The sequence below is a fragment of the Ruegeria sp. ABV3_008 genome, assembly GCF_056161185.1.
Genome location: NZ_JBSWYP010000010.1, coordinates 154,099 through 180,941, shown reverse-complemented (window position 1 = coordinate 180,941; position 26,843 = coordinate 154,099). Strand labels below are relative to the sequence as shown.

Annotated in this window: 28 protein-coding genes; 14 read left to right on the top strand and 14 right to left on the bottom strand. The window is 59.5% G+C overall.

Translation table 11 applies throughout. The features are described 5' to 3' along the window. Positions 1-22: 22 nt before the first annotated feature. The 6 genes from rbfA (at position 23) to rpsO (ending at position 4,143) form a co-directional block, all read left to right on the top strand. Entirely contained in the window at positions 23-418 is a 396-nt protein-coding gene (gene rbfA / locus ACXAH8_RS17305; RefSeq protein ID WP_170643656.1) for a 30S ribosome-binding factor RbfA, read from the top strand. Continuing rightward, positions 415-1,149: a phosphodiester glycosidase family protein gene (locus tag ACXAH8_RS17300; RefSeq protein ID WP_475220000.1), complete on the top strand. Its 735-nt coding sequence runs from the start codon at positions 415-417 to the stop codon at positions 1,147-1,149. Before rbfA ends, ACXAH8_RS17300 begins: the two co-directional genes overlap by 4 nt. A gap of 60 nt (positions 1,150-1,209) precedes the next feature. Beyond that, on the top strand, positions 1,210-2,115 hold the full coding sequence (gene truB, locus ACXAH8_RS17295) for a tRNA pseudouridine(55) synthase TruB (protein WP_475219999.1): 906 nt from the start codon (positions 1,210-1,212) through the stop codon (positions 2,113-2,115). Positions 2,116-2,136: 21 nt separating this feature from the next. Further along, entirely contained in the window at positions 2,137-2,640 is a 504-nt protein-coding gene (locus tag ACXAH8_RS17290) for a DUF1643 domain-containing protein (protein WP_475219998.1), read from the top strand. Positions 2,641-2,737: 97 nt separating this feature from the next. Further along, positions 2,738-3,730, top strand: a complete 993-nt coding sequence (locus tag ACXAH8_RS17285; protein WP_475219997.1) for a calcium-binding protein — start codon at positions 2,738-2,740, stop codon at positions 3,728-3,730. Positions 3,731-3,873: 143 nt separating this feature from the next. Continuing rightward, positions 3,874-4,143: a 30S ribosomal protein S15 gene (gene rpsO, locus ACXAH8_RS17280; protein ID WP_170379357.1), complete on the top strand. Its 270-nt coding sequence runs from the start codon at positions 3,874-3,876 to the stop codon at positions 4,141-4,143. A gap of 107 nt (positions 4,144-4,250) precedes the next feature. Here rpsO and ACXAH8_RS17275 read toward each other — a convergent pair whose 3' ends face one another. After that, the gene (locus ACXAH8_RS17275) at positions 4,251-5,852 is read right to left on the bottom strand and encodes a BCCT family transporter (protein ID WP_170555456.1); all 1,602 of its coding nucleotides are present in this window, start codon (positions 5,850-5,852) and stop codon (positions 4,251-4,253) included. 426 nt (positions 5,853-6,278) lie between these two features. Here ACXAH8_RS17275 and pnp point away from each other — a divergent pair, with 426 nt between their 5' ends. Both pnp and ACXAH8_RS17265 read left to right on the top strand, forming a co-directional pair. After that, positions 6,279-8,426, top strand: coding sequence for a polyribonucleotide nucleotidyltransferase (gene pnp, locus ACXAH8_RS17270; RefSeq protein ID WP_475219996.1), 2,148 nt, complete (start codon positions 6,279-6,281; stop codon positions 8,424-8,426). Positions 8,427-8,513: 87 nt separating this feature from the next. Next, on the top strand, positions 8,514-8,903 hold the full coding sequence (locus ACXAH8_RS17265; RefSeq protein ID WP_475219995.1) for a nuclear transport factor 2 family protein: 390 nt from the start codon (positions 8,514-8,516) through the stop codon (positions 8,901-8,903). A gap of 3 nt (positions 8,904-8,906) precedes the next feature. Here ACXAH8_RS17265 and ACXAH8_RS17260 read toward each other — a convergent pair whose 3' ends face one another. Then, positions 8,907-9,542 carry a DUF1326 domain-containing protein gene (locus tag ACXAH8_RS17260; protein ID WP_475219994.1) on the bottom strand — a complete coding sequence of 212 codons (636 nt, stop codon included), beginning with the start codon at positions 9,540-9,542 and terminating at the stop codon, positions 8,907-8,909. A 137-nt stretch (positions 9,543-9,679) separates the two neighbouring features. On the opposite strand from ACXAH8_RS17260, the gene ACXAH8_RS17255 reads away from it, so the two are divergent. Next, entirely contained in the window at positions 9,680-10,474 is a 795-nt protein-coding gene (locus ACXAH8_RS17255; RefSeq protein WP_475219993.1) for a glycosyltransferase family 25 protein, read from the top strand. Positions 10,475-10,543: 69 nt separating this feature from the next. Here the strand turns inward: ACXAH8_RS17255 and ACXAH8_RS17250 are convergent, their stop codons facing one another. Then, complete coding sequence (locus ACXAH8_RS17250) at positions 10,544-11,194, bottom strand: peroxiredoxin (protein ID WP_170459651.1); 651 nt, start codon at positions 11,192-11,194, stop codon at positions 10,544-10,546. Between the two features lie 204 nt (positions 11,195-11,398). Between ACXAH8_RS17250 and ACXAH8_RS17245 the strand changes: the two genes are divergently transcribed. Continuing rightward, positions 11,399-12,838, top strand: a complete 1,440-nt coding sequence (locus tag ACXAH8_RS17245) for an aldehyde dehydrogenase family protein (protein WP_475219992.1) — start codon at positions 11,399-11,401, stop codon at positions 12,836-12,838. A gap of 55 nt (positions 12,839-12,893) precedes the next feature. On the opposite strand, the gene ACXAH8_RS17240 is transcribed toward ACXAH8_RS17245, so the two are convergent. Then, a complete protein-coding gene (locus ACXAH8_RS17240) occupies positions 12,894-13,328 on the bottom strand; it encodes a glyoxalase superfamily protein (protein ID WP_475219991.1) in 435 nt (144 codons plus the stop codon). 177 nt (positions 13,329-13,505) lie between these two features. Continuing rightward, positions 13,506-14,348: a methylated-DNA--[protein]-cysteine S-methyltransferase gene (locus ACXAH8_RS17235; RefSeq protein WP_475219990.1), complete on the bottom strand. Its 843-nt coding sequence runs from the start codon at positions 14,346-14,348 to the stop codon at positions 13,506-13,508. Positions 14,349-14,466: 118 nt separating this feature from the next. Between ACXAH8_RS17235 and nth the strand changes: the two genes are divergently transcribed. Then, on the top strand, positions 14,467-15,111 hold the full coding sequence (gene nth, locus ACXAH8_RS17230) for an endonuclease III (protein ID WP_475220035.1): 645 nt from the start codon (positions 14,467-14,469) through the stop codon (positions 15,109-15,111). After that, the gene (locus ACXAH8_RS17225; protein WP_170643666.1) at positions 15,108-16,097 is read left to right on the top strand and encodes an adenosine kinase; all 990 of its coding nucleotides are present in this window, start codon (positions 15,108-15,110) and stop codon (positions 16,095-16,097) included. Before nth ends, ACXAH8_RS17225 begins: the two co-directional genes overlap by 4 nt. Positions 16,098-16,271: 174 nt before the next feature. Here the strand turns inward: ACXAH8_RS17225 and ACXAH8_RS17220 are convergent, their stop codons facing one another. The 3 genes from ACXAH8_RS17220 to ACXAH8_RS17210 form a co-directional block, all read right to left on the bottom strand. Next, positions 16,272-17,111, bottom strand: coding sequence for a DUF547 domain-containing protein (locus ACXAH8_RS17220; protein ID WP_475219989.1), 840 nt, complete (start codon positions 17,109-17,111; stop codon positions 16,272-16,274). Beyond that, positions 17,108-18,481 carry a radical SAM protein gene (locus ACXAH8_RS17215; RefSeq protein WP_475219988.1) on the bottom strand — a complete coding sequence of 458 codons (1,374 nt, stop codon included), beginning with the start codon at positions 18,479-18,481 and terminating at the stop codon, positions 17,108-17,110. Before ACXAH8_RS17215 ends, ACXAH8_RS17220 begins: the two co-directional genes overlap by 4 nt. Positions 18,482-18,547: 66 nt before the next feature. Then, positions 18,548-19,033 carry an RNA pyrophosphohydrolase gene (locus tag ACXAH8_RS17210; protein WP_170661924.1) on the bottom strand — a complete coding sequence of 162 codons (486 nt, stop codon included), beginning with the start codon at positions 19,031-19,033 and terminating at the stop codon, positions 18,548-18,550. A 137-nt stretch (positions 19,034-19,170) separates the two neighbouring features. On the opposite strand from ACXAH8_RS17210, the gene ACXAH8_RS17205 reads away from it, so the two are divergent. After that, entirely contained in the window at positions 19,171-21,198 is a 2,028-nt protein-coding gene (locus ACXAH8_RS17205; protein WP_475219987.1) for a 2,4-dienoyl-CoA reductase FMN-binding domain-containing protein, read from the top strand. A gap of 12 nt (positions 21,199-21,210) precedes the next feature. Here the strand turns inward: ACXAH8_RS17205 and ACXAH8_RS17200 are convergent, their stop codons facing one another. Further along, a complete protein-coding gene (locus ACXAH8_RS17200; protein WP_475219986.1) occupies positions 21,211-22,143 on the bottom strand; it encodes a glycosyltransferase family 8 protein in 933 nt (310 codons plus the stop codon). A gap of 115 nt (positions 22,144-22,258) precedes the next feature. Continuing rightward, the gene (locus ACXAH8_RS17195; RefSeq protein WP_475219985.1) at positions 22,259-22,699 is read right to left on the bottom strand and encodes a DUF4399 domain-containing protein; all 441 of its coding nucleotides are present in this window, start codon (positions 22,697-22,699) and stop codon (positions 22,259-22,261) included. A gap of 227 nt (positions 22,700-22,926) precedes the next feature. On the opposite strand from ACXAH8_RS17195, the gene ACXAH8_RS17190 reads away from it, so the two are divergent. After that, positions 22,927-23,832, top strand: a complete 906-nt coding sequence (locus tag ACXAH8_RS17190) for a LysR family transcriptional regulator (RefSeq protein ID WP_475219984.1) — start codon at positions 22,927-22,929, stop codon at positions 23,830-23,832. 63 nt (positions 23,833-23,895) lie between these two features. On the opposite strand, the gene ACXAH8_RS17185 is transcribed toward ACXAH8_RS17190, so the two are convergent. From ACXAH8_RS17185 to ACXAH8_RS17170, 4 genes are read right to left on the bottom strand one after another with little or no spacing between them, the layout of a single operon-like run. Further along, entirely contained in the window at positions 23,896-24,798 is a 903-nt protein-coding gene (locus ACXAH8_RS17185; protein WP_475219983.1) for an OmpA family protein, read from the bottom strand. Next, entirely contained in the window at positions 24,795-25,328 is a 534-nt protein-coding gene (locus tag ACXAH8_RS17180; RefSeq protein WP_475220034.1) for a peroxidase-related enzyme, read from the bottom strand. Before ACXAH8_RS17180 ends, ACXAH8_RS17185 begins: the two co-directional genes overlap by 4 nt. Before the next feature lie 55 nt (positions 25,329-25,383). Then, on the bottom strand, positions 25,384-26,094 hold the full coding sequence (locus tag ACXAH8_RS17175) for a GNAT family N-acetyltransferase (protein ID WP_475219982.1): 711 nt from the start codon (positions 26,092-26,094) through the stop codon (positions 25,384-25,386). Continuing rightward, positions 26,091-26,813 carry a competence/damage-inducible protein A gene (locus tag ACXAH8_RS17170; RefSeq protein ID WP_475219981.1) on the bottom strand — a complete coding sequence of 241 codons (723 nt, stop codon included), beginning with the start codon at positions 26,811-26,813 and terminating at the stop codon, positions 26,091-26,093. The genes ACXAH8_RS17175 and ACXAH8_RS17170 overlap by 4 nt, the downstream gene beginning before the upstream one ends. Between the last annotated feature and the right edge of the window lie 30 nt (positions 26,814-26,843).

Here is a 26,843-nt window from a genome sequence, read left to right as displayed (position 1 = left end):
GGTTAGGGCTTAGATCGTCGGTATGGCAAAGAACAAATTCCACGATGGCCCCGGCCCGTCCCAACGACAACTGCGTGTCGGCGAACTGATCCGCCGCACCCTGTCCGAAGTTCTGGCGCGCGGAGATGTCCACGACCCCGATCTAAACCGTATGTCGATCACCGTGGGTGAGGTCCGCACCTCGCCCGATCTCAAGATCGCCACCGCCTATGTGCTGCCGCTGGGCGGCAAAGGCCAAGAGGATGTGATCGACCTGCTCGCTCGCAACAAAGGCGAACTACGGCGCATGATCGGCAAAAAGCTGAACCTGAAATTCTCACCCGATCTGCGGTTCCGTCTGGATGACACGTTTGACCGTCTGGAAGACACCCGCCGTATGTTCGAACAGGACGCGGTGCGCCGCGATCTGGACGAGTGATCCGGACATTCGCAACACTTGGCGCGGTTCTCTGGGCCGCACAGGCCCATGCGGTCACCTGTGAGAAGCTGACCCATGAGGACAGACGGTATACGGTCTGCGAGGTCGATGCCTCGGAAGACATACGCCTGTTTCTGAACGATGACGAAGGCGGTTTGCTTGGGCATTTCTCATCGGTGAACGATACGCTCGCGCCCGAAGGCAAACGGCTGGCCTTTGCGATGAATGCGGGCATGTATCACGACGACCGCTCGCCCGTCGGCCACTATGTCGAAAACGGGCAAGAGAAGATGCGAGTGATCCCGAATGCCGGGCCGGGCAATTTCGGATTGTTGCCCAACGGGGTGTTCTGCATCCGTGAGGGCCGCGCTGACGTTTTCGAAACGCTCACTTTCGTGGATCAGGCCCCACAGTGCCGATTTGCAACCCAATCTGGCCCGATGCTGGTGATCGACGGCGAACTGCACCCCCGGTTCCTGCCTGATTCGACCTCGCGCTACATTCGCAATGGTGTGGGCACCAGTGCAGATGGCACCCGCACGGTCTTTGCGATCTCAGAGGATTACGTGACCTTTCATGAGTTCGGCAGGCTGTTCCGCGACGTGCTGGAAACGCCGAATGCACTCTTCCTCGATGGAAACATTTCGCGCATGTATGAGCGCGCCAGCAACCGGTCGGATATCGGGTTCTCGCTCGGGCCAATCGTAGGCGTCGTCGAAGACGCGCCCTGAGTTTGACAGCGGCAAAACGATCCGCTAACCCGCGCGCCTTAGCAAGAGGCAAGGTGCAAGATGGGACGCAAACGCAAGGGCCGCGACATTTCCGGTTGGCTGGTGGTGGACAAGCCTGCGGGCATGACCTCGACCGCGGTGGTCAACAAGGTGCGTTGGGCGATGGATGCCAAGAAAGCGGGCCATGCGGGTACTCTGGACCCTGAGGCGACCGGCGTTCTGGCCGTAGCTTTGGGTGAGGCGACCAAAACCGTTCCCTACATTACCGATGCGCTGAAAGCCTACACTTTCACTGTGCGTCTGGGTCAAGCCACCAACACGGACGATGCCGAGGGCGAAGTGATTGCGCAAAGCGATGCGCGCCCTTCGGATGACGATATCACACAGGCACTCGCCCCGTTTCTGGGGGATATCATGCAGGTGCCGCCCAAGTTCTCGGCCGTGAAGATCGACGGGCAACGCGCCTATAAGCTGGCGCGTGATGGCGAAGATGTAGAGCTGTCCGCCCGCCCCCTCTGGGTCGAGGAACTGATCCTCGTCGACCGTCCCGACGAAGATCACGTGGTGCTGGAGATGACCTGCGGAAAAGGCGGATATGTCCGCTCGATCGCGCGGGATCTGGGTGAGGCTTTGAGATGCCACGGCCACGTCAAGGAACTCCGCCGCATCTGGTCCGGCCCTTTTGAGGCCGAAGATGGGTTGTCCATCGAACAGATCGACGAGATGGCCAAGACCGAGGCGCTAGACGACTACCTGCATCCGCTGGAAATCGGCCTCTCCGACCTGCCCGAGCTGAAATGCACACCCGAAGGTGCCACCCGTCTGCGCAACGGCAATCCGGGCATGGTTCTGGCTTCGGACGTGGAATACGGCGATGAGGCCTGGGCCTCGCTCGACGGCAAGGCCGTGGCGGTGGGCATCTACAAATCCGGCGAGCTGCACCCAAGCCGGGTGTTCGTCACCTGAGCCCTGTGTTAGGCGAAGGGCATGATCACCCGAACGCATACCAAGGGCGATGCGCCCTCGACCGCCGTCTACTCGGATTGCGAGAAATACCGCTATAGCCTGACCCGTGTTTGGGATCCGGCGGGGCGCAAGGCGCTGTTTGTGATGCTGAACCCGTCAACCGCGACCGAGGTGCAGAATGACCCGACCGTCGAGCGCTGCGAACGCCGCGCGCGGGCTCTGGGGTTCGGGGCGTTTCAGGTCACCAACATCTTTGCCTGGCGCGACACCGATCCGCGTAAAATGCGCGCCGCCGCTGATCCGGTCGGTCCGGCAAACGACGCGGCCATTCTGGAGGGCGCCCAATGGGCCGATCAGGTCATTGCGGCCTGGGGCACCCACGGCGCACATCTGGACCGCGGCCCGGCGGTGGAGGTGCTGCTGCGCGGCACCGGGCAGCCTCTGTTTCATCTGGGCCTCTCCAAAGCCGGGCATCCGAAACATCCGCTTTACATCGCCTATACCCAACAACCCGAACCCTGGTGACAAAGGGTTAACCACTCGGCCAGCTATGCTTTGACCGATGAACCGTTCGGATGGGACAGTGCCGTCAAGGCGTCTCATTTCTTTCGGAGGGTTCGATATGTTTCTGGCCGGGTTGATCGGATTGGCCGCCGTCGGCGGCGCGGCATACGCCATTGGCGATGTGTTCATCGAAGAAGAAGATGAGCAGGACGACGGCGCGGAGGACGAAAACCAGACCGAGATCGGCGAAGGTGAGTTCCTTGATGTGGGCGAGAGCGTCGAGCCAGCGCAGGACACCGGCGGTAAGGTGATCTCGGAACATGACGGCGATCTGGTGATCGCGGGCAGCGAAAACGCCGATGTCATTGCCGGGCAGGACGGCACGGACCAGATCAACGGCTATGGCGGTGATGACCACATCATGGGCGGCGATGGCAACGATGTGATGCACGGAGCCGAAGGTCAGGACACCCTGTCAGGCGGCCAGGGCGATGACCTGCTGCATGGCGAGGCCGATGATGACACCCTGCTCGGGGATGAGGGCGATGACAGGCTCTACGGTCATTTCGGCGACGACCATTTGCAGGGCGACGAAGGCAGTGACGCGCTGTATGGCGGTCAGGGCGACGATGATCTGAACGGCGGAGAAGGCGATGACGCCCTGCATGGCGGCTATGGCGATGACACTCTAACCGGCGGCGCGGGCGAGGATGTGTTGTTCGGCGGCGAGGGCGACGACCTGTTGCTGGGCGATGAGGACAACGGCGAGACGGACTATCTGAACGGCGGCGCCGGAGAGGACACGATTCTGGCCAAAGACGGCGACGTCGCGACCGGAGGCGCAGGCGCGGATGACATCATCGCCGACACGGAGAATTCCGAAGTCACCGTGATGGGCTTTCAACCCGGTGAGGACCGCCTGCTGATCACCTGGGAAGATCAGGACCCACCCGAGATCGAAATCGAACAGGACCCCGAGAATGAGAACCTGACCCGCGTCAGCCTTAACGGCCAAGAGGTCGCGCATCTGTTCGGGGCCGACGGGTTGACGGTGGACGATATCCATCTCCTGACCGAAGCTGAGTTGGCGGAATACCTGCCTGCTGACTGAGCCGTCAGAATCCCTTTGCCATTCACGTCAAAAGCGCCTATACGCGCCCATCCGCATCGGAATCGGTGCGGTTTTCTCCATGGGCCTGTGCTGGACGACATCCCGGCCTGCGCCATTAACTCTAACCTTTAAAGGAGACCCCGATGTCGATTACTGCCGCTGAAAAAGCACGCGTCATGAAAGAATTCGGCACCAAAGAGGGCGACACCGGTTCGCCTGAAGTCCAGGTTGCCATCCTGACCTCGCGCATCACCACCCTGACCGAGCACTTCAAGACCCACAAGAAAGACAACCACGGTCGTCGCGGTCTGCTGAAAATGGTCGCCCAGCGCCGTAAGCTGCTGGACTACCTGAAGGGTAAGGAAGAAGCACGCTATCAGGACCTGATCAAAAAGCTGGGCATCCGCCGCTAAGATCAGAGCTGATCAAGCTGATATCAAAACGCCCGCCGAAACAGCGGGCGTTTTTTTGGTGTTGCCAATTAGCAAGGACTAGAAGGCCCTGCGTGCAACTTGCGCTGCTACATCTTAGCTTTTTCCGATTTAAGCGCCAGCCATAGGCAGTAGCACATCATCAGAACCACCAGTGTGAACGGGATGCCCGTTGACACCGCTGCGCCTTGCAGAGCCGCAAGACCGCCGCCCAAGAGCAAGGCGATTGCCACCAGACCCTCAAGCGTGCACCAGAACACCCGTTGGATCACAGGTGCATCCATCTTGCCTCCGGCGGTAATGGTATCAATCACCAACGAGCCTGAATCCGACGAGGTCACAAAGAACACGACGATCAATATCAGGGCGATCGGCGCGATTATGCCATAGAGCGGCAGCTCCTTAAGGAAGCCGAACAGGGCGCCCTCCGGCGCATAGCTGTCGATCACAGTGGCGCGCACGCCTTCGGCTCCGCCTGCGTTCAGCATGTCGATAGCGGCGCCGCCGAAGGTCGACATCCACAGGGCGCAGACTGCCGTGGGGGCCAGTAGCGCGCAGAGGATGAACTCACGCACCGTGCGGCCCTTGGAAATGCGGGCGATGAACATGCCCACAAAGGGCGACCACGCGATCCACCAGGCCCAGTAGAAGGTCGTCCAACCATGGAAATAGCTGGTGTCTTCTCGCCCAAACGGATTTGAAAGTGCCGGCAGATGGGTCACGTAATCCACCATCACGTTGAAATACCGCGAAATGGCTGTACCCACACCGGTGACAATGATGACGAAAAGGAACAGACCAACGGCCATAATCATGTTGATCTCACTCAGCCGTTTCACGCCCGCATCCATACCCAGTAGGACTGAGCCCAGCGCGATCAGCGTGATACCGATGATCAGCAGGACGGTCACGGTTGGGCTAGGCTCGATACCAAAGACCTCGTACAACCCAGCAGCAACTTGCTGCGCCCCAAGACCCAGCGAGGTAGTCAGACCGAACAGCGTTGCAAACACCGCCAGCGTGTCGATCAGGTGACCCCACCAGCCCCAAACACGTTCACCCAGAAGCGGATAGAAAGCCGAGCGCAAAGTCAGAGGTAGGTCAAGGTTATAGGCAAAGATCGCAAGACTTAGACCAACGGCGGCATATACCGCCCAGCCTTCAAGGCCCCAATGGTGGATCGTGCCGACAATACCAATATACTCATTGCCGGGCACTGCGATGTCGATACCCAGGGGCCGGGCGTTCCCACCTTCGGCAAAGTTGTAGTAAACCGGCTCCATCACGCCGAAAAACAGCAGACCGATACCAATACCGGCGGCGAACATCATCGCGATCCATCCGGCATAGGAATAGTCAGGCTTGGCGTCCTTGCCGCCGATCCTGACTTTGCCAACAGGCAGAACGATCAGAACCAGACAGAACAGGGTGATGGCGTTCACTGACAGGACGAGGAACCAGTCAAACGTGCTGGTGAGCCATGGTCTGAGCCAGCCAAAAAAGGCGGCCGCGGCCTCTTGATTGGCCAATGCGATCAAAACGAACGCAAAGATCAAAATACTCGAGATCAGGAAGACCGGGTTGTGGATATCCAAACCGAATGGCCGGACATTGTCCTGACCCAATTCATACTCGGTTTCGAAATCGTAGATCCGCGGATCCGGATCCAGCATTTTCTTGGTTTGAGCCATACTTTGCCCCTTTGCTCGCAAGCTGCAAACGCCAAGGTAGTCGGCCGGCTGACGGTTATGAGTATGTTACCCCCTTGGCGTATTCCCGTCTCTTCGACCGTGGGTTCAGTGTTAACAGTCTACACTGCATACAGTTTTTTCAAAACTCATTCATTTTTTTGAATCTTACGCCCCTTGGGAACTGACGTTTCACAGCCTCGCAAATGGCGCTGCGCAGAGTCCTCAAATACCAGTCTGCACGTTTCTGCCAATCGCAGCGGTTCCCCTTTCCTTTCAACGCATTCTCATGTATGCGCGCGGGTATCTGAGACGTTGTGCCCTGACCCCGGCACTCGAATGGAAGATAAAGTGGGGTCGGCGGCAATGGGGCCGCCATGCAAACCGGAGACCCGCAGGGGCGGGAGTGCTCCGTTCTAGGATACGCATATGTTTGATGTAACTAAGAAATCTATGCAGTGGGGCGAAGAGACGCTCACACTGGAAACCGGCAAGGTTGCTCGCCAGGCGGACGGCACCGTGATTGCCACGCTGGGCGAAACCAGCGTCATGGCCAACGTGACCTTTGCCAAGCAACAAAAGCCCGGTCAGGATTTTTTCCCGCTGACCGTCCACTACCAAGAGAAATACTATGCCGCCGGTAAAGTTCCGGGTGGCTTCTTCAAGCGCGAGGCGCGCCCGACCGAGAAAGAGACGCTGACCGCGCGTCTGATCGACCGTCCGATCCGCCCGCTGTTCGTTGACGGCTTCAAAAACGAAGTTCTGGTGATGTGCACCGTGCTGAGCCACGATCTGGTCAACGACCCCGACATCGTTGCGATGATCGCGGCCTCGGCTGCCCTGACCATTTCCGGCGCGCCTTTCATGGGCCCGATCGCCGGTGCCCGTGTTGGTTTCGTGGATGGCGAATACGTCCTGAACCCGACCGTGGACGACATGCAGGACCTGCGCCTGAACCCCGAACAGCGTCTGGACCTGGTTGTTGCCGGTACCAAGAACGCCGTGATGATGGTGGAGTCCGAAGCTTACGAATTGTCCGAAGCTGAAATGCTGGGCGCCGTGAACTTCGCGCACGAGCAAATCCAGCCGGTTCTGGACCTGATCATCGATCTGGCCGAAGAAACCGCAAAAGAGCCGTTTGAGTTCGTCGCCCCCGACTATTCGGACCTCTACGCCGCTGTTTCCGCAGCCGGTGAAGAGCAGATGCGCGCCGCTTTCGCGATCACCGACAAGCAAGAGCGCACCGCCGCTGTTGCCGCGGCCCGTGAAGCGATCAAAGAAGCACTGACCGAGGAACAGCTGGAAGACGCGAACCTGGGCTCGGCAATGAAAAAGCTTGAAGCCGGCATCCTGCGCGGTGACGTCGTCAAAGGCGGCAAGCGCATCGACGGTCGTTCGACCACCGACGTGCGTGCCATTGAAGCCGAAACCTCGCTGTTGCCGCGTACGCACGGTTCCGCGCTGTTCACCCGTGGTGAAACTCAGGCGCTGGCCGTGACCACGCTGGGCACCGGTGACGATGAGCAGTTCATCGACGCGCTGCATGGCAACTTCAAATCGAACTTCCTGCTGCACTACAACTTCCCTCCGTATTCGGTTGGTGAAGTGGGCCGCGTGGGTTCGCCCGGCCGTCGTGAGATCGGTCACGGCAAGCTGGCATGGCGCGCGCTGCAAGCGGTTCTGCCTGCGCCGACCGACTTCCCCTATACCGTTCGTGTGGTGTCGGAGATCACTGAATCAAACGGATCCTCGTCAATGGCCTCGGTCTGCGGCGGTTCGCTGTCGATGATGGATGCAGGTGTTCCGCTGAAAGCACCGGTTGCCGGTGTGGCCATGGGTCTGATCCTGGAAGACGACGGTGAATACGCTGTTCTGACCGACATCCTGGGTGACGAAGACCACCTGGGCGACATGGACTTCAAAGTGGCAGGGACCGAAAACGGCATCACCTCGCTGCAGATGGACATCAAGGTCGCAGGCATCACGCCGCAGATCATGGAAACCGCTCTGGCACAGGCCAAAGACGGCCGTATGCACATCCTGAGCGAGATGGGCAAAGCCCTCTCCGAGACCAACGAATTCTCGGTCCACGCTCCGCGCATCGAGACCATGAACATCCCAACCGACAAGATCCGCGAAGTGATCGGCTCGGGCGGTAAGGTCATCCGCGAAATCGTTGAGGTTTCGGGTGCCAAGGTCGATATCAACGACGACGGCGTCATCAAGATCGCCTCGCCTGATGGTGAATCGATCCAGAAGGCCTATGACATGATCTATTCGATCGTGGCCGAGCCGGAAGAAGGTCAGATCTACACCGGTAAAGTGGTCAAGATCGTCGACTTCGGTGCCTTCGTGAACTTCTTTGGCAAGCGCGACGGCCTGGTCCACGTGTCCCAGATTGAAAACCGCCGCCTGAACCATCCGTCGGACGTTCTGAAGGAAGGTCAGGAAGTAAAGGTCAAACTGCTGGGCTTTGACGATCGCGGCAAGGTCCGCCTGTCGATGAAAGTGGTCGATCAGGAAACCGGCGAAGAGATCGTTCCCGAGAAGAAAGAAAAGAAAGAAGACGCAGAGTAATCTGTTCCTCTTTCAAATGATTAGGGCCCCGGTGAAACCACCGGGGCCTTTTTTGTGCTACAGTGCCGCCCAGCAGGAGGGTTGGCGATGTCTAACAAGGACCAGATGGATGAAATGGCGCGGCTTTACCTACAAGCCATCGAAAGCGGCGACCTGCCCGCGATGCTGAACCTGTTTGCCGAGGACGCAACAGCAACCTCTCCGATATCGGGCAAGCAACCGGCGCGGGACTTCTATACCAACGTGATGAACATCACGAGTGATCGGTCCACCCATCACAAGAACACCTTTGCCGACACATCCGGCGCACCGCAGATGGCGGTTCATTTCAACTACACCCGCACCATCCGAAACGGGCACCCTGAAACGATTGAATGCGTAGACCTGTTTGAACTGACCGAGGATCAAACCCGGTTCCAATCGGTGCGGATCATCTACGACACCGCACCGGTTCTTGTGGATTTTGGAGAAGCCTGATCCTTAGTGCGCCACCCCCGACGGCCCGTGCTTCATAAGATGCCACTGCCCGTAACTGTCGTTCAGGTCCAGCTTGATCGCCGCGTCGGCCTTGGTCGAGGCACTGCCGATCTCGGCTAAGGTAAATTCAATCCCGCCGGGAATGTCGATCCGCACGCGATGTGGGCCACCACCATGCGGTGCTTCTATAGGGCGGCCGGTCGAGTTCAGCACGTCGCCGATGGACACCTTGGCCGTACGCTCCTCCATATCCATCTCGAAATCTATCGGCAGAAACAGAGTCTCATGCACGGTTTTGCACATCGCACGGAAGACGAACCAATGGGTCGCCATCTCTTCGGTCTCTTCCCCGTGAAAGACCTTTTCTAGTGCGGCCCTCTGAGCATCTGAGGCGCTTGGATCGATGATCACCTGCATTTCGCCTCCACCCTCGAAGATCGGACCCGGCCAGGCATAGATCAATGCAGCCTTGGCACCCGCTAAGTCGGTATCTCCAAAATGGCCTTTCGAGACTTCAAGCACTTCGAACCCACGGCAATTGCCCTGTGTTGGAACTTCCTCGAACTGGCAAGGGCACGCGTAACCGCAATTACAGTTCCCAAAAGCATCACCTTCAACATACCAATCTGTAAAAGCCATCGTCTTCTCCTGTATTTCACAGTGTGATCGCCCGATGGTGCGGATGCCTGGTTCGTCTGCCTATCGCACCCTAGCATATTTCTGCCCTTTCAAGAACCGGTCGCCGACACCGCTCGCACTGGTTCGGCTTGCAGAAAATGAAGGCCCATTTCTCTCGCGTTGCTCTTTCCCCACGCGCGCCCGTGTTCTATGCACGCATCATGCGATCCTTTGTCATCCATATGTCTTCCAGCACGGCCCGCCGCGCCAATGCAGACCAGCTGTGCAACGACCTGCCGAATGCCGAACTGTTCGAGGCGACCAATGGGCGCGAGCCAGACCAGATCGCAGATGTCCGCCTGCATCCCGGCACCCTGCACAAGCCGCACTACCCGTTCGACCTGCGCCCCGCGGAAATCGGCGTGTTCCAAAGCCACCGGCGTCTCTGGCAGAAACTGGTGGATGAAGAGATCGATCTGGCCATCATCACCGAGGATGACCTGCGCGTCGATCCTGACAAAATGGCCGAAGCCACCGAAATGCTGCACGCCATCGCCACCCCGGATCACTATATCCGCATCCCCGTCAAACAACGCGAAGTCGCGGCCCAAACATTGGCAAAAGAGAACGGCCTGAGCCTGATCCTACCCAAAGTGATCGGCCTGCAATGCGTCTGCCAGATGGTCGGCCGCAACGCCGCCAAACGGCTCCTGAAGGCGACGGATCAAATCGACCGCCCCGTGGATACCTTCCTGCAAATGCACTGGATCACCGGTCAGCCCATCCATGCCCTTCTGGGCAGCGGCAACCGCGAAGTGGCCGGCGATATCGGCGGCTCAACCATCCAGACGAAACCAGCCTTCTCAGACAAACTGACCCGCGAAGTCAAACGCGCCGCTTACCGAGCACAGCTCCACCTGCACCCGCAGCGCCCGCCTGCTTCATCTGGCTGAAAATATCCTCGGGGGGAATTGCGCCTCAGGCGCGATGGGGGGCAGACAGCCCCCCTGACCCGACCTAAATCAGGACGGAGCCTTGGTCTTGCGAAGATAGGGGAAGATCGTCTCGAACTCACCAAACTTCGCTTTGGCGTCTTCATTCGAAACGGTCGGCGGGATGATCACATCCTCACCCGGCACCCAGTTCGCAGGTGTCGCAACACCCTTGGACGACATCTGCAATCCGTCCAGCGCCCGCAGGATCTCGGCAAAGTTCCGACCCACGGTCATCGGATAGGTCATCGACAGTTTCAACTGCTTGTCGGGTCCGATAATGAACACCGAACGCACGGTGGCGCTATCCGCAGGGGTGCGGCCATCGGGCAGGTAGGCCTCGGCGGGCAGCATGTCAAAGGCCTTGGACACCGCCAGCCCGTCATCAGCAATAATCGGAAAACCGGGGTTGGCCTTGCCATAGGCTTCGATGTCTTTCTTCCACTTCTTGTGGTCCTCGACCCCGTCGACCGAAACACCGATCACCTTGGTATTGCGCGCCGCCCATTCGTCGTTCAGCTGGGCAACTGCCGAAAACTCGGTGGTGCAGACCGGGGTGAAGTCCTTGGGATGCGAGAACAGGATCGCCCAGCTGTCACCAATCCAATCGTGAAACTGAATGGTGCCCTGATCCGTTTCTGCGGTGAAATTCGGGACCGTGTCGTTGATACGCAAACCCATGGTGCAACTCCTTCTTTGGTTACTGACCGAGTCGAATGCTGTGAACCTAACCACTTTGCGCCAGAGTTAAACCTTCCGCAAAAGTCTTTTTTCCAAGGCTTCGCAAAGCAAATTTGATCAAATTACCCCCTTGCCGCGCCTCAGAGCGAATGACAGACTACGCGACAAAACCAGTCTTCGACATCACGGCCCGGAGGATACGCCATGATCGAAAAACGCGATTTCTACATTAACGGTCAATGGGTTGCTCCATCTGAGGCGAATGATTTCGAGGTAATCAACCCCTCGACTGAGGAACCCTGCGCGGTGATCTCCCTCGGCTCTCAGGCCGACACTGACGCCGCCGTTGCCGCGGCCAAGGCAGCCTTGCCCGGCTGGATGGCAACGCCGGTCCAAGAGCGTATCGCCCTGGTTGAAAAGCTGGCCGACCTCTACATGACCCGGTCCGAGGACCTGGCGCAGGCCATGTCGCTTGAGATGGGCGCGCCGATCGACATGTCGCGCACTGCCCAATCCGGTGCAGGGATCTATCACCTGAAGAACTTCATCCGCGCCGCCAAGGCGTTTGAATTCGAGCGCCCTCTGGGCGATCACGCGCCCAATGATCGCATTATCTATGAAGCCGTCGGCGTCGCCGGTCTGATCACCCCGTGGAACTGGCCGATGAACCAGATCACCCTCAAGGTCGGCGCGGCGGCGATTGCGGGCTGTACGATGGTTCTGAAACCGTCCGAGCAGAGCCCCCTGAACGCAATGATCTTTGCCGAGCTGATGGACGAGGCCGGTTTCCCACCCGGAGTGTTCAACCTGGTGAACGGCGATGGCGCGGGTGTCGGTTCGCAACTCTCTGCGCATCCGGATGTGGACATGATCAGCTTCACCGGCTCGACCCGCGCGGGCACTGCGATCTCGAAAAGCGCTGCCGATACCCTGAAGAAGGTGCATCTGGAACTGGGCGGCAAAGGCGCCAACGTGATCTTTGAGGATGCGGATGAGAAGGCCGTGAAACGCGGTGTGCTGCACATGATGAACAACACCGGCCAAAGCTGTAACGCCCCCAGCCGGATGCTGGTGCAGCGCCCGATTTATGACAAGGCCGTGGAGACAGCAGCCGAAGTGGCCAACTCTGTCACGGTCGGCCCGGCCACAGAGGAAGGCCGCCATATCGGCCCCGTTGTGAATGAGCTTCAGTGGACCAAGATTCAGGACCTGATCCAAGCCGGTATCGATGAAGGCGCGCGGCTGGTCGCAGGCGGCACAGGGCGGCCCGAGGGGCTGAACAAGGGCTACTATGTGCGCCCGACGGTGTTTGCAGATGCCAACAATCAGATGACCATTGCGCAGCAGGAGATATTCGGCCCAGTTCTGACCATGATCCCCTTCGACACCGAGGAAGAAGCCGTCGAGATCGCCAATGACACGCCCTATGGCCTGACCAACTATGTCCAGACACAGGACGGCGCGCGCGCCAATCGCATGGCGCGGGTATTGCGGTCCGGGATGGTTGAGATGAACGGTCAGTCGCGCAGCGCGGGATCTCCGTTCGGAGGCATGAAGCAATCCGGCAACGGCCGCGAAGGCGGAGTATTCGGTCTGGAAGACTTCCTCGAGATCAAAGCCGTCGGCGGTTGGGCAGCAGAATAGGCATGTGGCCTGATCTAGGACGATTGGTGAGGCTCGGGCAGAGCCTCACCCTTTTCTAGGCTGGACGCACAACCAGCTGGGGTTGCCCGTCAGACGTCCTTTGTGCTGAGCGTCCATCCCAACCGATCACCCCGGTTACACGTTGGCGGTACGCGGAAAAGCTCTCGAACTGCACCACATCGACGGGCGTTTCAAAATGCAGCGTAACCCTGCGGTTAGATCCATCACCCAACAGGGTCATGCCGCGTATTTCGGCTGAGAACGGCTGCCCCAGATATCGCCCTTCGACCCGATCTCCGACACGCAAGTGCATGCGGTTTCCAGCTTTGGCGTGCAGTGTATTCCAATCCCGAACGCCATATTGATGGGCGAGCATCTCCAAAGCCTCGCTATGTGAAAGGGTCACATCTTTGGCGCGCAGGTCTTCACGCAAGCGTTTGGCTTGCGCTTTCAACTCGTCCACTGGAGGGATCGTTTTTTGTGTCGTCATCTTGTGCCTCGTTTCCTTGAACGGGCGCGAAATCAGGACGGGGTTCGCATTGCCATCCGCGCGCCGAGAAAGTGGCAACAAATGTTCAAATTTAGGGTTTCACCAAAGCCAAAGGCCGCGAACGGCAGGGGACCCAAACCTTGCGCGTTCTTTGGCATTGGAATGATCCAGAGTCAATCAAGCATCCGCTTGCGCGGCCTCGTAAGCCAGCATCGCGCGCTTCACAGGCAGACCCCAGTGGTATCCGCCCAGGCCTCCCGACTTGCGCAATGCCCGGTGGCAGGGGATTAGCCAGCTGACCGGATTGCGCCCAACCGCTGTCCCCACCGCGCGCACCGCCTGGGGCGACCCCACCCGCTGCGCGATCTCTGAATAGGTTGTGACCTGACCCGAGGGGATGTGCATCAGCGCCTCCCAAACCTTGATTTGTAGGGGCGAGCCGATCAGATGCAGTGGCGTCTCGGACCGGTCCGCGCCAAAGGAGGCCTCGACCCAAGGACGCAGCTTTTCGGTATCCTCGACGAAATCGGCCTTGGGCCAGCGCGAAGTCATATCGTCCATCGCGGCGACCTCGCCGGTTTCGGCACTGAAGGCAATTCCGCAAATGCCCTTGTCGGTCCCCATGACCAGTGCTGGCCCGAAGGGACAATCGAACCACCCCCAGTAGACCGTCAGCCCCGCGCCTTTGCGGGCGTACTCACCGGGGCTCATGGATTCCCATTTCAGGAATAGATCATGCAGGCGGCCGCTGCCGGACAGGCCGACGTTGTGGGCGGTCTCCAACGTGGTGAACCGTTCGCGCAGCAGGGCTTTGGCATGGCCCAGCGTCAGATATTGCTGGTACCGTTTTGGCGACACCCCGGTCCAGCGCGAGAACAGGCGCTGGAAATGGGCGGGACTCATGCCCATCTGACCGGCCAGCTCTTCAAGGCTGAGGGTTTCGCCACCCTGATCAATCAACTCGATCGCGCGGCGCATGACGTTGTAGTGGTATCCGCTTTCGGGCGTCTGGACGTTCATGGCTTTCACCTCATCTGTTGAACCGAACCATAACGCGCAGGTCACGCTGCCGCGACCCGGAACTTGCGCATTGGCTTTGGGCTTGTGTCATTGGCCCTTGGGCGGCATTAAGGCTCGGATGGCAAAGCAACTCGATTATCATACGATCCGCGAGATCTTTACGCGCTTTCAAGAGGCCGACCCGGAACCCAAGGGCGAGCTGGAGCATGTGAACGTCTACACTCTGGTCGTGGCAGTGGCGCTTTCGGCGCAGGCGACCGATGCGGGCGTCAACAAAGCCACGCGTGAGCTGTTCAAGATCGCAGACACTCCGCAAAAGATGCTGGATCTGGGCGAAGAGGGCCTGATCGAGCACATCAAAACCATCGGACTGTTCCGTCAGAAGGCCAAGAACGTCATCAAGCTTAGCCGTATACTGGTCGAGGACTATGGCGGCGAGGTTCCCAATTCCCGCGCCGCGCTGCAATCCCTGCCCGGTGTCGGGCGCAAGACGGCCAATGTGGTTCTGAACATGTGGTGGCGGCAACCGGCGCAAGCGGTGGATACGCATATCTTCCGCGTCGGCAATCGCACCGGTATCTGTCCCGGCAAGGACGTAGACGCCGTCGAGCGCGCCATTGAGGACAATATTCCAGCCGACTTTCAACTCCATGCACATCACTGGCTGATCCTGCACGGGCGCTATCACTGCAAGGCGCGCAAGCCGCAATGCTCGACCTGCATCATCCGTGATCTCTGTCAATTCGAGGACAAGACCCTATGAAAACCTACCAACTGACCGGCATCGGAAATGCCGTTGTGGATGTCATTTCCCAGGCCGATGACAGTTTCTTGGAACTGATGGGCATTGAAAAAGGCATCATGCAACTGATCGAGCAGGAGCGCGGCGAAGTGCTCTATGCCTCGATGGAGGGTCGGGTGCAGACACCGGGCGGCTCGGTCGCGAACACCATTGCGGGCGCAGGTGCGCTGGGTCTGGATGCTGCCTTTATTGGCCGTGTGCATGATGACGCGCTGGGTCGCTTCTACGCCGATGCGATGAATGAAGACGGCGTGGATTTCGTCAATCCGCCTGTGCCGGGCGGCGAGTTGCCGACCTCACGCTCGATGATCTTCGTCTCGCCCGATGGTGAGCGGTCGATGAACACCTATCTGGGGATTTCTTCGGAACTGTCCTCTCAGGACGTCTCGGACGAGGTTGCCGGAAACAGCCAGATCATGTTCCTCGAGGGGTATTTGTTCGACAAGGAAAAGGGCAAAGCTGCGTTTCTTGAGGCAGCGCGCGCCTGTCACAGAGGCGGCGGCAAGGCCGGTATCGCCATTTCCGATCCTTTCTGCGTCGAGCGTCACCGGGTCGATTTCCTGCTGCTGATCGAGAACGAACTGGACTTCGTGATCGGCAACGAGGCCGAGATCAAATCGCTGTTCGAAACCGATGATCTTGAGGACGCATTGGCCAAAACCGCCGCAATCTGCCCTCTGGTCGTCTGCACCCGTTCGGGCGACGGCGTGACGGTTCTGAACGGCGATACCCGTCACGATGTTGCGGTCGAAAAGGTAGTGCCCGTAGATGCGACCGGCGCAGGCGATCAGTTCGCTGCCGGTTTCCTGTACGGCATGGCCACCGGCCGCGACTATGAGACCTGCGCCAAGATCGGCAATGTGTGCGCGCGGGAAGTGATCAGCCACATCGGCCCGCGCCCCGAGGCAAACTTGCAAGAATTGCTGCGGGAAGAAGGATTACTGTAAAGCGCTGAGCCGGGACAGCGCCGACCCGCGGGGTGGCGCATCCGGCCTCGGATTTAAGAGCTTTACGGCAGCCAGATACTGATAGGCTCAAGCAGCGCCTAACGCTACAAGAGCGCCGTCCCGAGGGCGCGGGTTGGCGCTGGCGCGGCGGCCTACGGCCTTTGCTCCGCGCCGTTAGGCGCCAGCCCCTGCATCGTTCAACGCCCAATCATACTCATAGGCATCCACACGTCGGACTTGTTTAAGGCGCTGTTGCAACTCCGGGTCGGCTGCTGTTTCGAGATAGGCGATTACGGCCTCTTCATTCGGTCCGAAATCCTCGCGGAACCAGATGTAGATTTTTGACAGGATCAGCCGCCCTTGATCGTCAAACCGCACCCCGCGCGGGTCGTTGACATAGGCGCGCTCGGCTGCGGCGAGGTCGCGCTCCAGCGTCTTGGCCTCCCACGCGCGGGCCATCAGGTTCGGGCACCCGACCGCTGCACAATTCAGCGCGTAGTGAATGCGCGGCTCATTGAAAGTTGGTCGGATGATGCGGTGTTCAATGTCGTTGAGGGTCAGACTCTGACCCGACACCACAGTCAACGGGCGACCCCAAGGGCCGATCGACAACGGCCCATCCTTGATGTCGCGGATCGACGCGACCGGGTACGCCTCAAGCACCACATCCACCGTCAGCGCGTTGTAGAGGTTGATCCAATAGGCCAGTTGCTGATCGCGGGTCAGACTGGCCGGGTCAACGGCCTGCAGCTCGGTCAGATAAGCATCCAGCAGCGCGCTGTCGGCCGCGCTCACCTGTCCATAGGCCACCCGGTTCACACCGCGCGCATCGGGGGCCACGTAGCGGGTCAGAAAGCGGGTCCAATCGCCATGATCCACCCTCTCACCCGGAGGGGGTGCGGCGCGGGTCAGGGCCGTGTCGGGCAAGGGCGTCGCAGCAGGCAAGGCAAGCCGCTCAACACTGGCGCAGGCCGCCAGAAGCGGCAGCAGCATTAGGATCAGAACCTGTCTCATGAAGCGTCCTTTCGGCTTTGACGGGCAGCGCGCAACTGCCCTTTGAGGCGTTTCAGCGGAGCCACCTCGGGGTCTTTCAGAGCGGGCAAGTCCGGGCGCGTAGACAGGCCGCGCGTCGCCGCGTTCCACCAATAGGTGCCCATCGGGCTGTCTACTCGATCCGGCGCGGCCAGATGCTGATCGCGCTGTGCGTTGTGGACACACATGGAGAGCGGCCCGTTGGCCGTCGCAACCATGAACACGCAAGAGGCGCAGCGGTCTTCCTCTAACGCATCCGCAGCCATGAAATTGTGGATGAATACAGCCTGCCGCCGTACCGGGCCGCGTAGCACCCCCGACCCCAGCCGCAGAAGGCAGCCCACCAGATGGCCAAGCGCCCAAAGGGCTAGCAGTGGATGGCGGCGGATCAGGCGTCCCACGCTGGGGCGGATGCGGATATGAGCGTCCTGTCCGGTATCCACATTTTCCAGCGCCGCTATCACCCGCTGAACCAAGCGCTGGTTCGACAGCAACGACACGGCCTTGCCCCCCGCAGAAACAACGCTGCCATACCGGTTGCAACTGGAATGCCCGACGGCCGCCGAGTCGAAATGCAAAGACGTGCCATAACCCTGCTCGACCGCGCGGATGACGCTGTTTTGTGTGATTGCATCGGGTCGCGCCCGCAACACACCGCGCCCGGTATCCGCCTGCATCTGGAACGACACAAAACCGACCTCGGGCTGGCCCCGCAAGAACCGAGCCAAAGCAGGGATTTCAGCAAAGTTGCCGCCAAAAACGGTTGTGTTGAAGAGAATACGCAGCCCCAAACCGCGCGCCCGGTCGATATAGGTTTTGCGCACGCGGTTAAGCTCCATTTCGGAGGCGAACCCGTTGCGCTCTTGCGTCATGTCCACGTGAAAGGCCACGTCATCCAGCCCCGCCGCGGCCAACCGTGTCAGCATCGCCCGGCTGGCGCGGATACCGTTGGTCATCAGGCAGGAGCGCATGCCCAGCCGCCTGATCTCGCGGCAGAGCGCCTCAAGATCGTCAACCTTACGCAGGGTCGGGTCGCCGCCGGTCAATTGAACGGAAATACCCCGGCCATAGTGGCTGCGGATCGTGGCAATCCGCGCAAACAGGACCGAAAGTGGAGGATCATAGGTCATCTCGGCCCGGTCCGAGAGGTAGCAGAGCGTGCAGTCCAGATTGCAGCGCTGCGTCACCTCAAGCGCGACACAGGCCATCGGGTAGAACCGTCCTGCCGTCTGAGAGGGGCCGAACTCTCCGCACCCGCGCAATCCCTCACGCAGAGGCGCACGCCGGTCCAAGCCCTGAAATCGCCGTCCGGCGGGTTTGATTGTGATGGGGTCTGGCAGGGTGTAACTCATGCCTCCAAGCTAGAGGCACGCCTTGACCCGAACCACGCCCCCTCACGGCAACGTGCAGGCTGGTGATCAGCTCAGATGATCCGCAAAACCCGCAATCACCTGCTCGTAGACCGCGCGCTTAAACGGCACGATTTCTTCGACCAGTTGATCCGGGGCCTGCCATTTCCAGCTGGTGAATTCGGGATGATCCGTTGCAATATTGATCTGGTCGTCATGGCCGTTGAAGCGCAGCAGAAACCATTTCTGCTCTTGCCCGCGATAACGGCCTTTCCAGATTTTTGGGACGATGTCGTGGGGCAGATCATAGGGCAACCAGCCGTCAGTCTCGGCCACGACCTCGACCAGATCAGCAGTCACGCCAGTTTCTTCCCACAGCTCGCGCAGCGCTGCGTCGCGGGGGTCTTCGCCCTTGTCCACCCCGCCCTGAGGCATCTGCCAAGCGTCCTTGTGGCGGTCATTGCGCTGGCCGACAAAGATCTTACCCTCGGCATTCATCAGCATCAGCCCGACACAGGGGCGATAGGGCAGTTTGGCGATCTCTTCCGGGGTCATGCGAGGCCTCATGGACATGGTTCGCGACCTCTCTATCAAGCCGCGCGACAGGCGCAAAGGGGATGACGTTAGGTTTCGCGTGACAATGTTTACGCGAACGTCAATCTATTCTTCAACTTCGGAAAGGAGAGTTCGCCATGACCGCGTACCGAAACATGCTGGCCCCGCTGGACCTGGGCTTTACCACGTTGAAGAACCGCGTGCTGATGGGCTCGATGCATACCGGGTTGGAAGAGACCGGCGACTGGAATCGCGTGGCCGAGTTCTATGCGGATCGCGCACGCGGGGGCGTGGCGCTGATGGTGACGGGTGGGATTGGCCCGAACCTCGAAGGCTCGGTCCTGCCGGGCGCTGCGATGATGACCACCGAAAAGGACGTGGCGAACCACTCGGTCGTGACCGACCGCGTGCATGAGGCGGGCGGCAAGATCGCGATGCAAATTCTGCACGCAGGACGCTATGCCTATGGCCCCAAATGCGTGGCGCCCAGCCCGGTGAAATCTCCGATTTCTCCGTTCCCGCCCAGTGAGCTGGACGAAGACGGAATCGAGAAGCAGATCAGCGACATCGTGAATGCGGCGGTCCTCGCCCAGAAGGCGGGATATGACGGGGTCGAGATCATGGGTTCCGAGGGGTATTTCCTGAACCAGTTCCTCGTGACCCACACCAACAAACGTGAGGATCGCTGGGGCGGCTCCTATGAAAACCGGATGCGCCTACCGATCGAGGTTGTGCGGCGCACGCGTGAGGCTGTGGGTACTGATTTCATCATCATCTACCGCTTGTCGATGATCGATCTGATCCCAAATGGCTCGACCCATGAAGAGGTAGTCGAGCTTGCTCAGCGGATCGAGCAAGCAGGAGCGACGATCATCAACACCGGCATCGGCTGGCACGAGGCACGGATTCCCACCATCGCAACCAGCGTTCCGCGTGCCGCCTTTGCCTGGGTGACCAAAAAGCTGATGGGTAAGGTTGGCATCCCGGTGATCACCTCGAACCGGATCAATACGCCCGAGGTCGCAGAAGAGGTTCTGTCGACCGGCTGCGCCGACATGGTTTCGCTGGCGCGTCCGATGCTGGCGGATGCGGATTTTGTCAACAAGGCGATTGCCGGTCAGTCCGCGCAGATCGCGCCGTGTATCGCCTGCAACCAGGCCTGCCTGGACCACACGTTCGGCGGAAAGCTGACCTCCTGTCTGGTCAACCCGCGTGCCTGCCATGAAACCGAACTGGTCATTGGCAAGGCCGAGACGCGCAAGACCGTTGCCATTGTGGGCGCTGGGCCGGCCGGCCTGTCTACCGCCATGACCGCCGCCCAGCGCGGCCATGACGTCACGCTGTTCGATCGCGCGTCGGAGATCGGTGGACAGTTGAACATGGCGAAACAGGTGCCGGGGAAAGAGGAATTCTGGGGGCTGGTCGACTGGTACCGCACCATGATGGATGATCTGGGCGTGAAGGTGGAACTGAACCGCGAGGTCAGCGCCGACGACCTGACCGGCTTTGACGAAGTCGTCATTGCCACCGGCGTTATCCCGCGTGATCCGGAAATCCCAGGTCAGGACCGCGACAACGTCATCAGCTATATCGACGTGCTGCGCGAGAAAGCAGAGGTCGGCAAATCTGTCGCCGTGGTCGGCGCGGGCGGTATCGGCTTTGACGTGTCCGAGTTCCTGCTGGAGGACGGCCACAGCATCACCACCGACCTGCCTGCCTGGATGAAGGAATGGGGTGTATCCGACCCGGAACAGCACCGCTCGGGTCTGGCACCGGAAGGCCCTCAGCCTGCAGCCCCGGCGCGTCAGGTGACTCTGCTGCAGCGCAAGAAACAGGCGCATGGCAAAGGCTTGGGCAAGACCACCGGCTGGATTCACCGCGCGACGCTCAAGATGAAAAACGTCAACTTTGTCGGCGGCGTGAATTACGAGCATATCGACGATGACGGCCTGCATATCAGCTTTGGTGAAGAGCGCGCCGATCCGACGGTGATTGCTGCGGACACCATTGTCCTATGCTCCGGTCAACTGTCCGAGCGCAGCCTTGCAGACGCCCTGATCGAACGCGGGATCACGCCGCATGTGATTGGTGGCGCAGATGTTGCGGCGGAATTGGATGCGAAACGGGCGATCAATCAGGGCACCCGTCTGGCCGCCGCAATGTAGGGGCTCTGAGGTCTACATGGTATAGGTCAGGCCTGTCTCTTTCTCGAATCGGGCCATGTAGGTTTCGTAGTCGCGGTAGGCGCGATGGAACAGCAGGCGCGCCATTCGCGTCGCCCGCCATGGCTTTTTGCCACCGACATAGTGCCAGATTTTCGGAGTTCTGTTTGCATCACTCAGATGCTGGCGGAACGTCTTGGACATTTTCCGGTATTTCGGACTGTGCGCGTCAAACCAGATCTGAGGCCGCGTGTTCCACTGAATAGGCAAGCGAAACCAGCGACCGTGAAACAATTGGTTCATTCTGTCCTGTTCGGGCAGGTAGGGAATGTGCGGAACCAGCTTCTCGAAATCGCTAATTTCGCGTAATTCACGATCGCCATGAATGGCCGAACAGTCCATCACCATGATGCCGGCATTGAAATACCCTTCGCCGGGTATGAACCCCAACCTAATGCTCTTGCTCACACGGCTGAGTGACTTTTTATGCTCGCGCCCCGGTCTGAAAATCTGCTGCAGGGAAGGGCGCAGAAAATCCCCTCCGCCAAGCGTCACCAACCCCATATCCACACAAGCGGCAAAGGGCTGCCCTTCAAGGTCCATCTCCAGCAATTCCCAGACATCGGAAACAACCAAAGTGTCCGCATCCACAAAAATGCAGCGCTTTTCGCAAAGCTGGGGTAGAAACAAAGGCAGCATCGTGATCGCAGGGAACTTCGATTTATACTCGGAAAAACCTGGCAGATTTTCCAGATCGAATTTCCGGTAAGAAATCGTCCCTCCCGTGAGGGATTGATTGACCTGCTCAACAATCGCAATGTCTTCGTCTGTGAAATCCTGCCCGAAGATTGTCACATCCAAAGGCTTGCTGGCGTTTTTGACAGCGGAATATGCGGAAAGCAAAGCCGGGAACAGAAAAGACCTGTTCACGCCATAGACCACCTGCATCGCGCTCCCCCTCGATCACGTCAATGTGATGAGAAGGAATAGCAGCGAAGAGCAGGCACTTCAAACCCTTAGCGGCCCTCAAAACTCTTGGTGTGTGGCGTTACCCGGCGCTCCCTTATTCGACCGAAATCGTAATCACTTCAGATACAATGGGCGGGTTGTGCGGCACGTGCCCAGCATCGCCCAAAACCAGTTGCAGCGTATGCTGACCTGCGGGCAGATCCAGACTGACCTCGGTCTGGCCACCGCCGAAATGCATGTGGTTGTCGTCTGATGGCAGCCCATACAGCAGCTCATCCGCGCCGTCTTCGCCCTGACCCAGTGGCGGGCGGTTGATCAGCAGGTGGTGGTGGCCGGTATTGTCGGCCTCGGTCCCTGCAGGCGCAACGCCCATGCCACTGAGGCCAAAGACCACCGTGACCGGTGATTGCACTGTGTCACCATCCGCAAGGTTCGCGAAATAGACCTGCGCACCCGGCGCGGATGGCGTTTGGTCCTGCGCTCCGGCGGCTGTGGCAAACAGAGCAACTGAAATGGCTGTAAAAAAGGCTTTCATGATCTCCTCCCTCGTCACAAAAATGCCATTCTAAACCTAGCACATCTTGAATATTTTCCAGAAAACGCCCGTTTGCAGGGCGATCACCATCGCGGGAAACAACTGTTTCCGCGTTTCTGATACGCAAACGATCCGATTCAAAACCCTGATATTATCCCATGTCCGCCCCGATTCCGCCCAGATTGAGGGGCAAAGTCGTTACAAGTAGCAAGACCTGGGGAACGAGAATGGATCGACTGACGGAAATGGAAGCCTTTGCCAACGTGGTGGACCAAGGTGGCTTCACCGATGCCGCTAAGAAAATGGGTATCTCTAAATCAGCCGTTTCCAAGCACGTGTCCAGCCTCGAGTCGCGGCTGGGGGCACGACTGCTCAACCGGACCACACGCCGCGTTTCTCCGACCGAGATTGGGTTGGCCTACTATGACCGCGCCCGCCGGGTGCTGAACGACGCAGGTGAGGCGGATTCCCTGGTCACCGCGATGCAATCGGCCCCTTCTGGCCTGCTGCGAATCAGCGTGGCGACGGATTTCGGGGTCAATCATCTGTCTCCTGTCCTGTCGGATTTTCTGGCCACCTATCCCGACATCACCGTGAACATGGTGCTAAACAACCGCTACGTGGAACTGATTTCCGAGGGCTTTGACGTCGCCGTTCGCATCGGAGAGCTGGAAGACAGCACTTTGCGCGCCCGTAAGCTGACGGAAACCGTCAAACGCATGGTCGCGGCCCCCAGTTATATCGAGAAATACGGACGGCCGCAGAAGATCGACGATCTGAACGAACACAAGCTGCTGCACTACTCCAGCCAATCCTCGGGTAATGTCTGGCGCTTGACTGCCCCGTCGGGCGAGAAACGTCAGGTGCGCACGGCTGGTTGGCTCAGCGTGAACGACGGGCAATCGCTGTTAAATGCGGCAGTCTCGGGCCTCGGGATCGCCTATCTGCCCAGCTATCTTTACGCCGATGCGTTGAAAACCGGTGAGGTTGTGGATGCCATGCCATCCCTGCCGGATGAGGTGCACGGCATCTACGCGGTCTATCCTCCAGGTCGCTTCACTCAGCCCAAAGTACGGGCCTTCATAGACTTCCTTGTTGACGCTTATTCCGAAAAAGGCGCGATGGACTGGTAATTCTCCCGGTGAACTGGATCGGCCCGTGCGTTCTGCGTGCGGGTCTTTTTTTGTGAAGACGCGTCAGTTGACCAGCAATACCGCCTCGACCCTACGGTTCAGATCGCGTCCTTCCGGTGTCGCGTTCGAGGTCAGCGGCGCAAGATATCCCGCGCCCTGTGCCTCGATCCGATCCGCCGCAACGCCATGCGCGTCGATCAGGCGGGCGCGTACGGCCTGCGCCCGTTCGGTGCTGACCTTGATATTGGCCTGCAGCGCGCCGGTATCATCAGTATGCCCGACCAACGCAAGCCGGGTTGACGGATTGTCGGCCAGGAACTGCGCCAACAACGACAAGGAGGCGAACGGGCCGTCGCCCAACGCCACCTCGCCGGTGCGGAAATGCAAATCGTCCAGAATCACATGGCCCGACTGCTGCAACGCGTCCAACAGACCCTCGGTTCCACTGGCGGATTGCTCAACGACCACCGGGGTTGGAGCCGGAGCATCAACAGGTGCAACGCGGATCAGTTGCACATAGCCATCCGGCGGGTTACGGCTGACCAGCAGGCTGAGCGCCTCATCACCTTTGGTGGCGGATAGAAAACGATAGTCGCGAATGGCGACATACATATCCGGTGTTGGAACCACTTCGGTTCCGAAGCGGAAATCGAACCCGCCGCAGGTCCGAGCCTCACATTCAAACAGAATATCAAAGCCTTGCGCCACGAGCTGATCCCGTAGCGGAGCCAGCAATTGCAGCGTCGTGCTAGAGCCCGCCTGCAAGCGCCATGTCAGCCGCTCGACCCGACCCTCGACGGTGCGAGACGGGACTATGCCATCTGCAACGGGCCCTGTGGGCAGCTCATAGCTGTCCAGCGGCGAGGTCCTCTCGCTGATCTGACGGGCGCTGGCAGGCAGGGTCAGATCTTGCGCCAGAACCGGCCCGGCCATCAGACAAAAGGCAAGGGCGAGGCGTCGGATCATCGGGCTTGCGCGTGATATTCGGGGTTGGGCGCCATGGCGGTGGCACTGGCCACCCGATTGGACATGTTGAAGAACCCGGTAACGTTGGCGATGTCCCAGATATCCCGGTCACTGAAGCCCTGATCGCGCAAGTGCTGGCGATCAACCTCTTCAATCTCGGCGCTTGCGGTGGTCATCTTGGCCGCAAAATCCAACATCGCACGCTGGCGCGTATCCAGAGGGGCGGTGCGGTAGTTCATCACCAGCATCTCGCCCAATTGCGGATCACCGGACATCTGCCGCACGGCTGCACCATGGGCGACCAGACAATAGAAACACTTGTTGATCGAAGAAACGACCACCGCGATCATCTCACGTTCGAGCTTGGACAGCCCGCTATCTGCCAGCATTAGGTCGTTATACATAGCCGTGAAGGCGTTCAGCTTGTCGATATCGAACGCGTAGGCTTTCAGCACATTCGGCACCATGCCCAGCTTTTCGAGGCAGACATCAAAGTATTTCTGCGTCTCGGGCGGCAAAGGGTCAGCCATGGGCAGGTTCAGCGCGATGGGTAGATCAGTCTGGGTCACGGGCTTTCTTAACTCCTTAGACACGTTGACGATAATGGTATTCCCCGACAATCTCCATCCCAAGCGCACGGTATAGGCCATTCGCCCCGTCGTTGGTCTTTGTACAGATCACGCTGAGCGTTTTCGCCCCATTGTCCCGCGCCCAAAAGGCTGCTGCCCGCATGGCCCATTGGCCCAAGCCCTGACGGCGGTGATCTGGCAGGATCTCAAGCGCATGTACCATGGCCACATCACCTTGCATGGCTAAGAACACAGTTCCCGCCGGGCGATCGGAATGCCGCAACAGGAACGCGGTCTTGGGGCCCGCAGCACGCGTCATCACGGCCAGACGTTCTGGGCCGATACCACCTTTGGCCCAGATCTCCTCCATGACGGCAAGCGGTGGCCAGATGCCAAACGCGGTCACGCGGGGCAGAGGCCGATCGGTCAGCTGCTCTGGCGGGCAGGCGTAGATGTTGACCGGGTCCAGAACCTCATAGCCGCGCGCTTCCAGTTGGGCGTCGAGCTTGCGGTCATCGGGCCACAGACAAAAGATGCGTTTCTGGCCCATGGCCTGCATGGCACCCTCGGCCGTGACGATATCGGCCTCGGTTGCGTCACCCAGCGCATTGGCGGCAGACACGCGCGATCCACCCCCCTGCCCTTCTCGCAGGCGGAAGGAGCCAAGGACGTCATAGCGCGCAGCGGGCCATGTTCCGTCAACGATGTCGGGCCAGTTGATGCTCACAACTCGAGCTCTTTTGCCAATTGGGTCATGGCCGCGTCGATGCGCGCTCCCTCTGTCCCTCGGACCACCACGTTGGCTCCGAAGACTCCGTTGATTTGAAACGGATAGCAACCGATGGACAGGTCCGAGTACGCCTCGGCCAGTGCAGACAGCGTGGCAGCAATGTCGCCTTCGCCCCGATCCACCCGCAAGGTCTGCGACAACAGCGGGCTACCGCCCGTCAGGCCCGGCAAAACACTGGCAACCATGGCTTGGAAGACCGACGGCACCCCGGCCATCACGTGCACGCTTTCGATGGTGAATCCAGGCGCTGTTGAGACCGGATTGTCGATCAGCGCGGCCCCATCAGGAATGCGGGCCATACGCAGGCGGGCCTCATTCAACTCCAGCCCTGACTTGTCGTAATGCGCCTGCAACAGCGCGCGCGCATCGTCGCGCACGTCAATTGGGGTGTCAAAAGCGCGGGCGATGCAATCGGCGGTGATATCGTCATGCGTAGGCCCGATGCCCCCGCTGGTGAAGACATTGTCGTAGGACCCCGACAGCGCCTTGACCGCCGCCTCGATCGCCGGGGCGTCATCGCTGACAATACGCACTTCTTTCAGGTCGATGCCATGCTTGGTCAGTTCACCCGCAAGGTAATGCATATTCGCATCGCGCGTCCGGCCCGAGAGGATTTCATCCCCGATGACAAGCATTGCAGCGGTTGGATTGGCCATGGCGCGCGCCCCCTCTTGATCGGCTGTTGG

What these genes read in the sequence shown, in the direction of transcription:
- rbfA (WP_170643656.1), top strand. Translation starts at nt 23, where the DNA reads ATGGCAAAGAACAAATTCCACGATGGCCCCGGCCCGTCCCAACGACAA.
- truB (WP_475219999.1), top strand. Translation starts at nt 1,210, where the DNA reads ATGGGACGCAAACGCAAGGGCCGCGACATTTCCGGTTGGCTGGTGGTG.
- ACXAH8_RS17290 (WP_475219998.1), top strand. Translation starts at nt 2,137, where the DNA reads ATGATCACCCGAACGCATACCAAGGGCGATGCGCCCTCGACCGCCGTC.
- ACXAH8_RS17285 (WP_475219997.1), top strand. Translation starts at nt 2,738, where the DNA reads ATGTTTCTGGCCGGGTTGATCGGATTGGCCGCCGTCGGCGGCGCGGCA.
- rpsO (WP_170379357.1), top strand. Translation starts at nt 3,874, where the DNA reads ATGTCGATTACTGCCGCTGAAAAAGCACGCGTCATGAAAGAATTCGGC.
- ACXAH8_RS17275 (WP_170555456.1), bottom strand. Translation starts at nt 5,852, where the DNA reads ATGGCTCAAACCAAGAAAATGCTGGATCCGGATCCGCGGATCTACGAT.
- pnp (WP_475219996.1), top strand. Translation starts at nt 6,279, where the DNA reads ATGTTTGATGTAACTAAGAAATCTATGCAGTGGGGCGAAGAGACGCTC.
- ACXAH8_RS17265 (WP_475219995.1), top strand. Translation starts at nt 8,514, where the DNA reads ATGTCTAACAAGGACCAGATGGATGAAATGGCGCGGCTTTACCTACAA.
- ACXAH8_RS17260 (WP_475219994.1), bottom strand. Translation starts at nt 9,542, where the DNA reads ATGGCTTTTACAGATTGGTATGTTGAAGGTGATGCTTTTGGGAACTGT.
- ACXAH8_RS17255 (WP_475219993.1), top strand. Translation starts at nt 9,680, where the DNA reads ATGAAGGCCCATTTCTCTCGCGTTGCTCTTTCCCCACGCGCGCCCGTG.
- ACXAH8_RS17250 (WP_170459651.1), bottom strand. Translation starts at nt 11,194, where the DNA reads ATGGGTTTGCGTATCAACGACACGGTCCCGAATTTCACCGCAGAAACG.
- ACXAH8_RS17245 (WP_475219992.1), top strand. Translation starts at nt 11,399, where the DNA reads ATGATCGAAAAACGCGATTTCTACATTAACGGTCAATGGGTTGCTCCA.
- ACXAH8_RS17240 (WP_475219991.1), bottom strand. Translation starts at nt 13,328, where the DNA reads ATGACGACACAAAAAACGATCCCTCCAGTGGACGAGTTGAAAGCGCAA.
- ACXAH8_RS17235 (WP_475219990.1), bottom strand. Translation starts at nt 14,348, where the DNA reads ATGAACGTCCAGACGCCCGAAAGCGGATACCACTACAACGTCATGCGC.
- nth (WP_475220035.1), top strand. Translation starts at nt 14,467, where the DNA reads ATGGCAAAGCAACTCGATTATCATACGATCCGCGAGATCTTTACGCGC.
- ACXAH8_RS17225 (WP_170643666.1), top strand. Translation starts at nt 15,108, where the DNA reads ATGAAAACCTACCAACTGACCGGCATCGGAAATGCCGTTGTGGATGTC.
- ACXAH8_RS17220 (WP_475219989.1), bottom strand. Translation starts at nt 17,111, where the DNA reads ATGAGACAGGTTCTGATCCTAATGCTGCTGCCGCTTCTGGCGGCCTGC.
- ACXAH8_RS17215 (WP_475219988.1), bottom strand. Translation starts at nt 18,481, where the DNA reads ATGAGTTACACCCTGCCAGACCCCATCACAATCAAACCCGCCGGACGG.
- ACXAH8_RS17210 (WP_170661924.1), bottom strand. Translation starts at nt 19,033, where the DNA reads ATGACCCCGGAAGAGATCGCCAAACTGCCCTATCGCCCCTGTGTCGGG.
- ACXAH8_RS17205 (WP_475219987.1), top strand. Translation starts at nt 19,171, where the DNA reads ATGACCGCGTACCGAAACATGCTGGCCCCGCTGGACCTGGGCTTTACC.
- ACXAH8_RS17200 (WP_475219986.1), bottom strand. Translation starts at nt 22,143, where the DNA reads ATGCAGGTGGTCTATGGCGTGAACAGGTCTTTTCTGTTCCCGGCTTTG.
- ACXAH8_RS17195 (WP_475219985.1), bottom strand. Translation starts at nt 22,699, where the DNA reads ATGAAAGCCTTTTTTACAGCCATTTCAGTTGCTCTGTTTGCCACAGCC.
- ACXAH8_RS17190 (WP_475219984.1), top strand. Translation starts at nt 22,927, where the DNA reads ATGGATCGACTGACGGAAATGGAAGCCTTTGCCAACGTGGTGGACCAA.
- ACXAH8_RS17185 (WP_475219983.1), bottom strand. Translation starts at nt 24,798, where the DNA reads ATGATCCGACGCCTCGCCCTTGCCTTTTGTCTGATGGCCGGGCCGGTT.
- ACXAH8_RS17180 (WP_475220034.1), bottom strand. Translation starts at nt 25,328, where the DNA reads ATGGCTGACCCTTTGCCGCCCGAGACGCAGAAATACTTTGATGTCTGC.
- ACXAH8_RS17170 (WP_475219981.1), bottom strand. Translation starts at nt 26,813, where the DNA reads ATGGCCAATCCAACCGCTGCAATGCTTGTCATCGGGGATGAAATCCTC.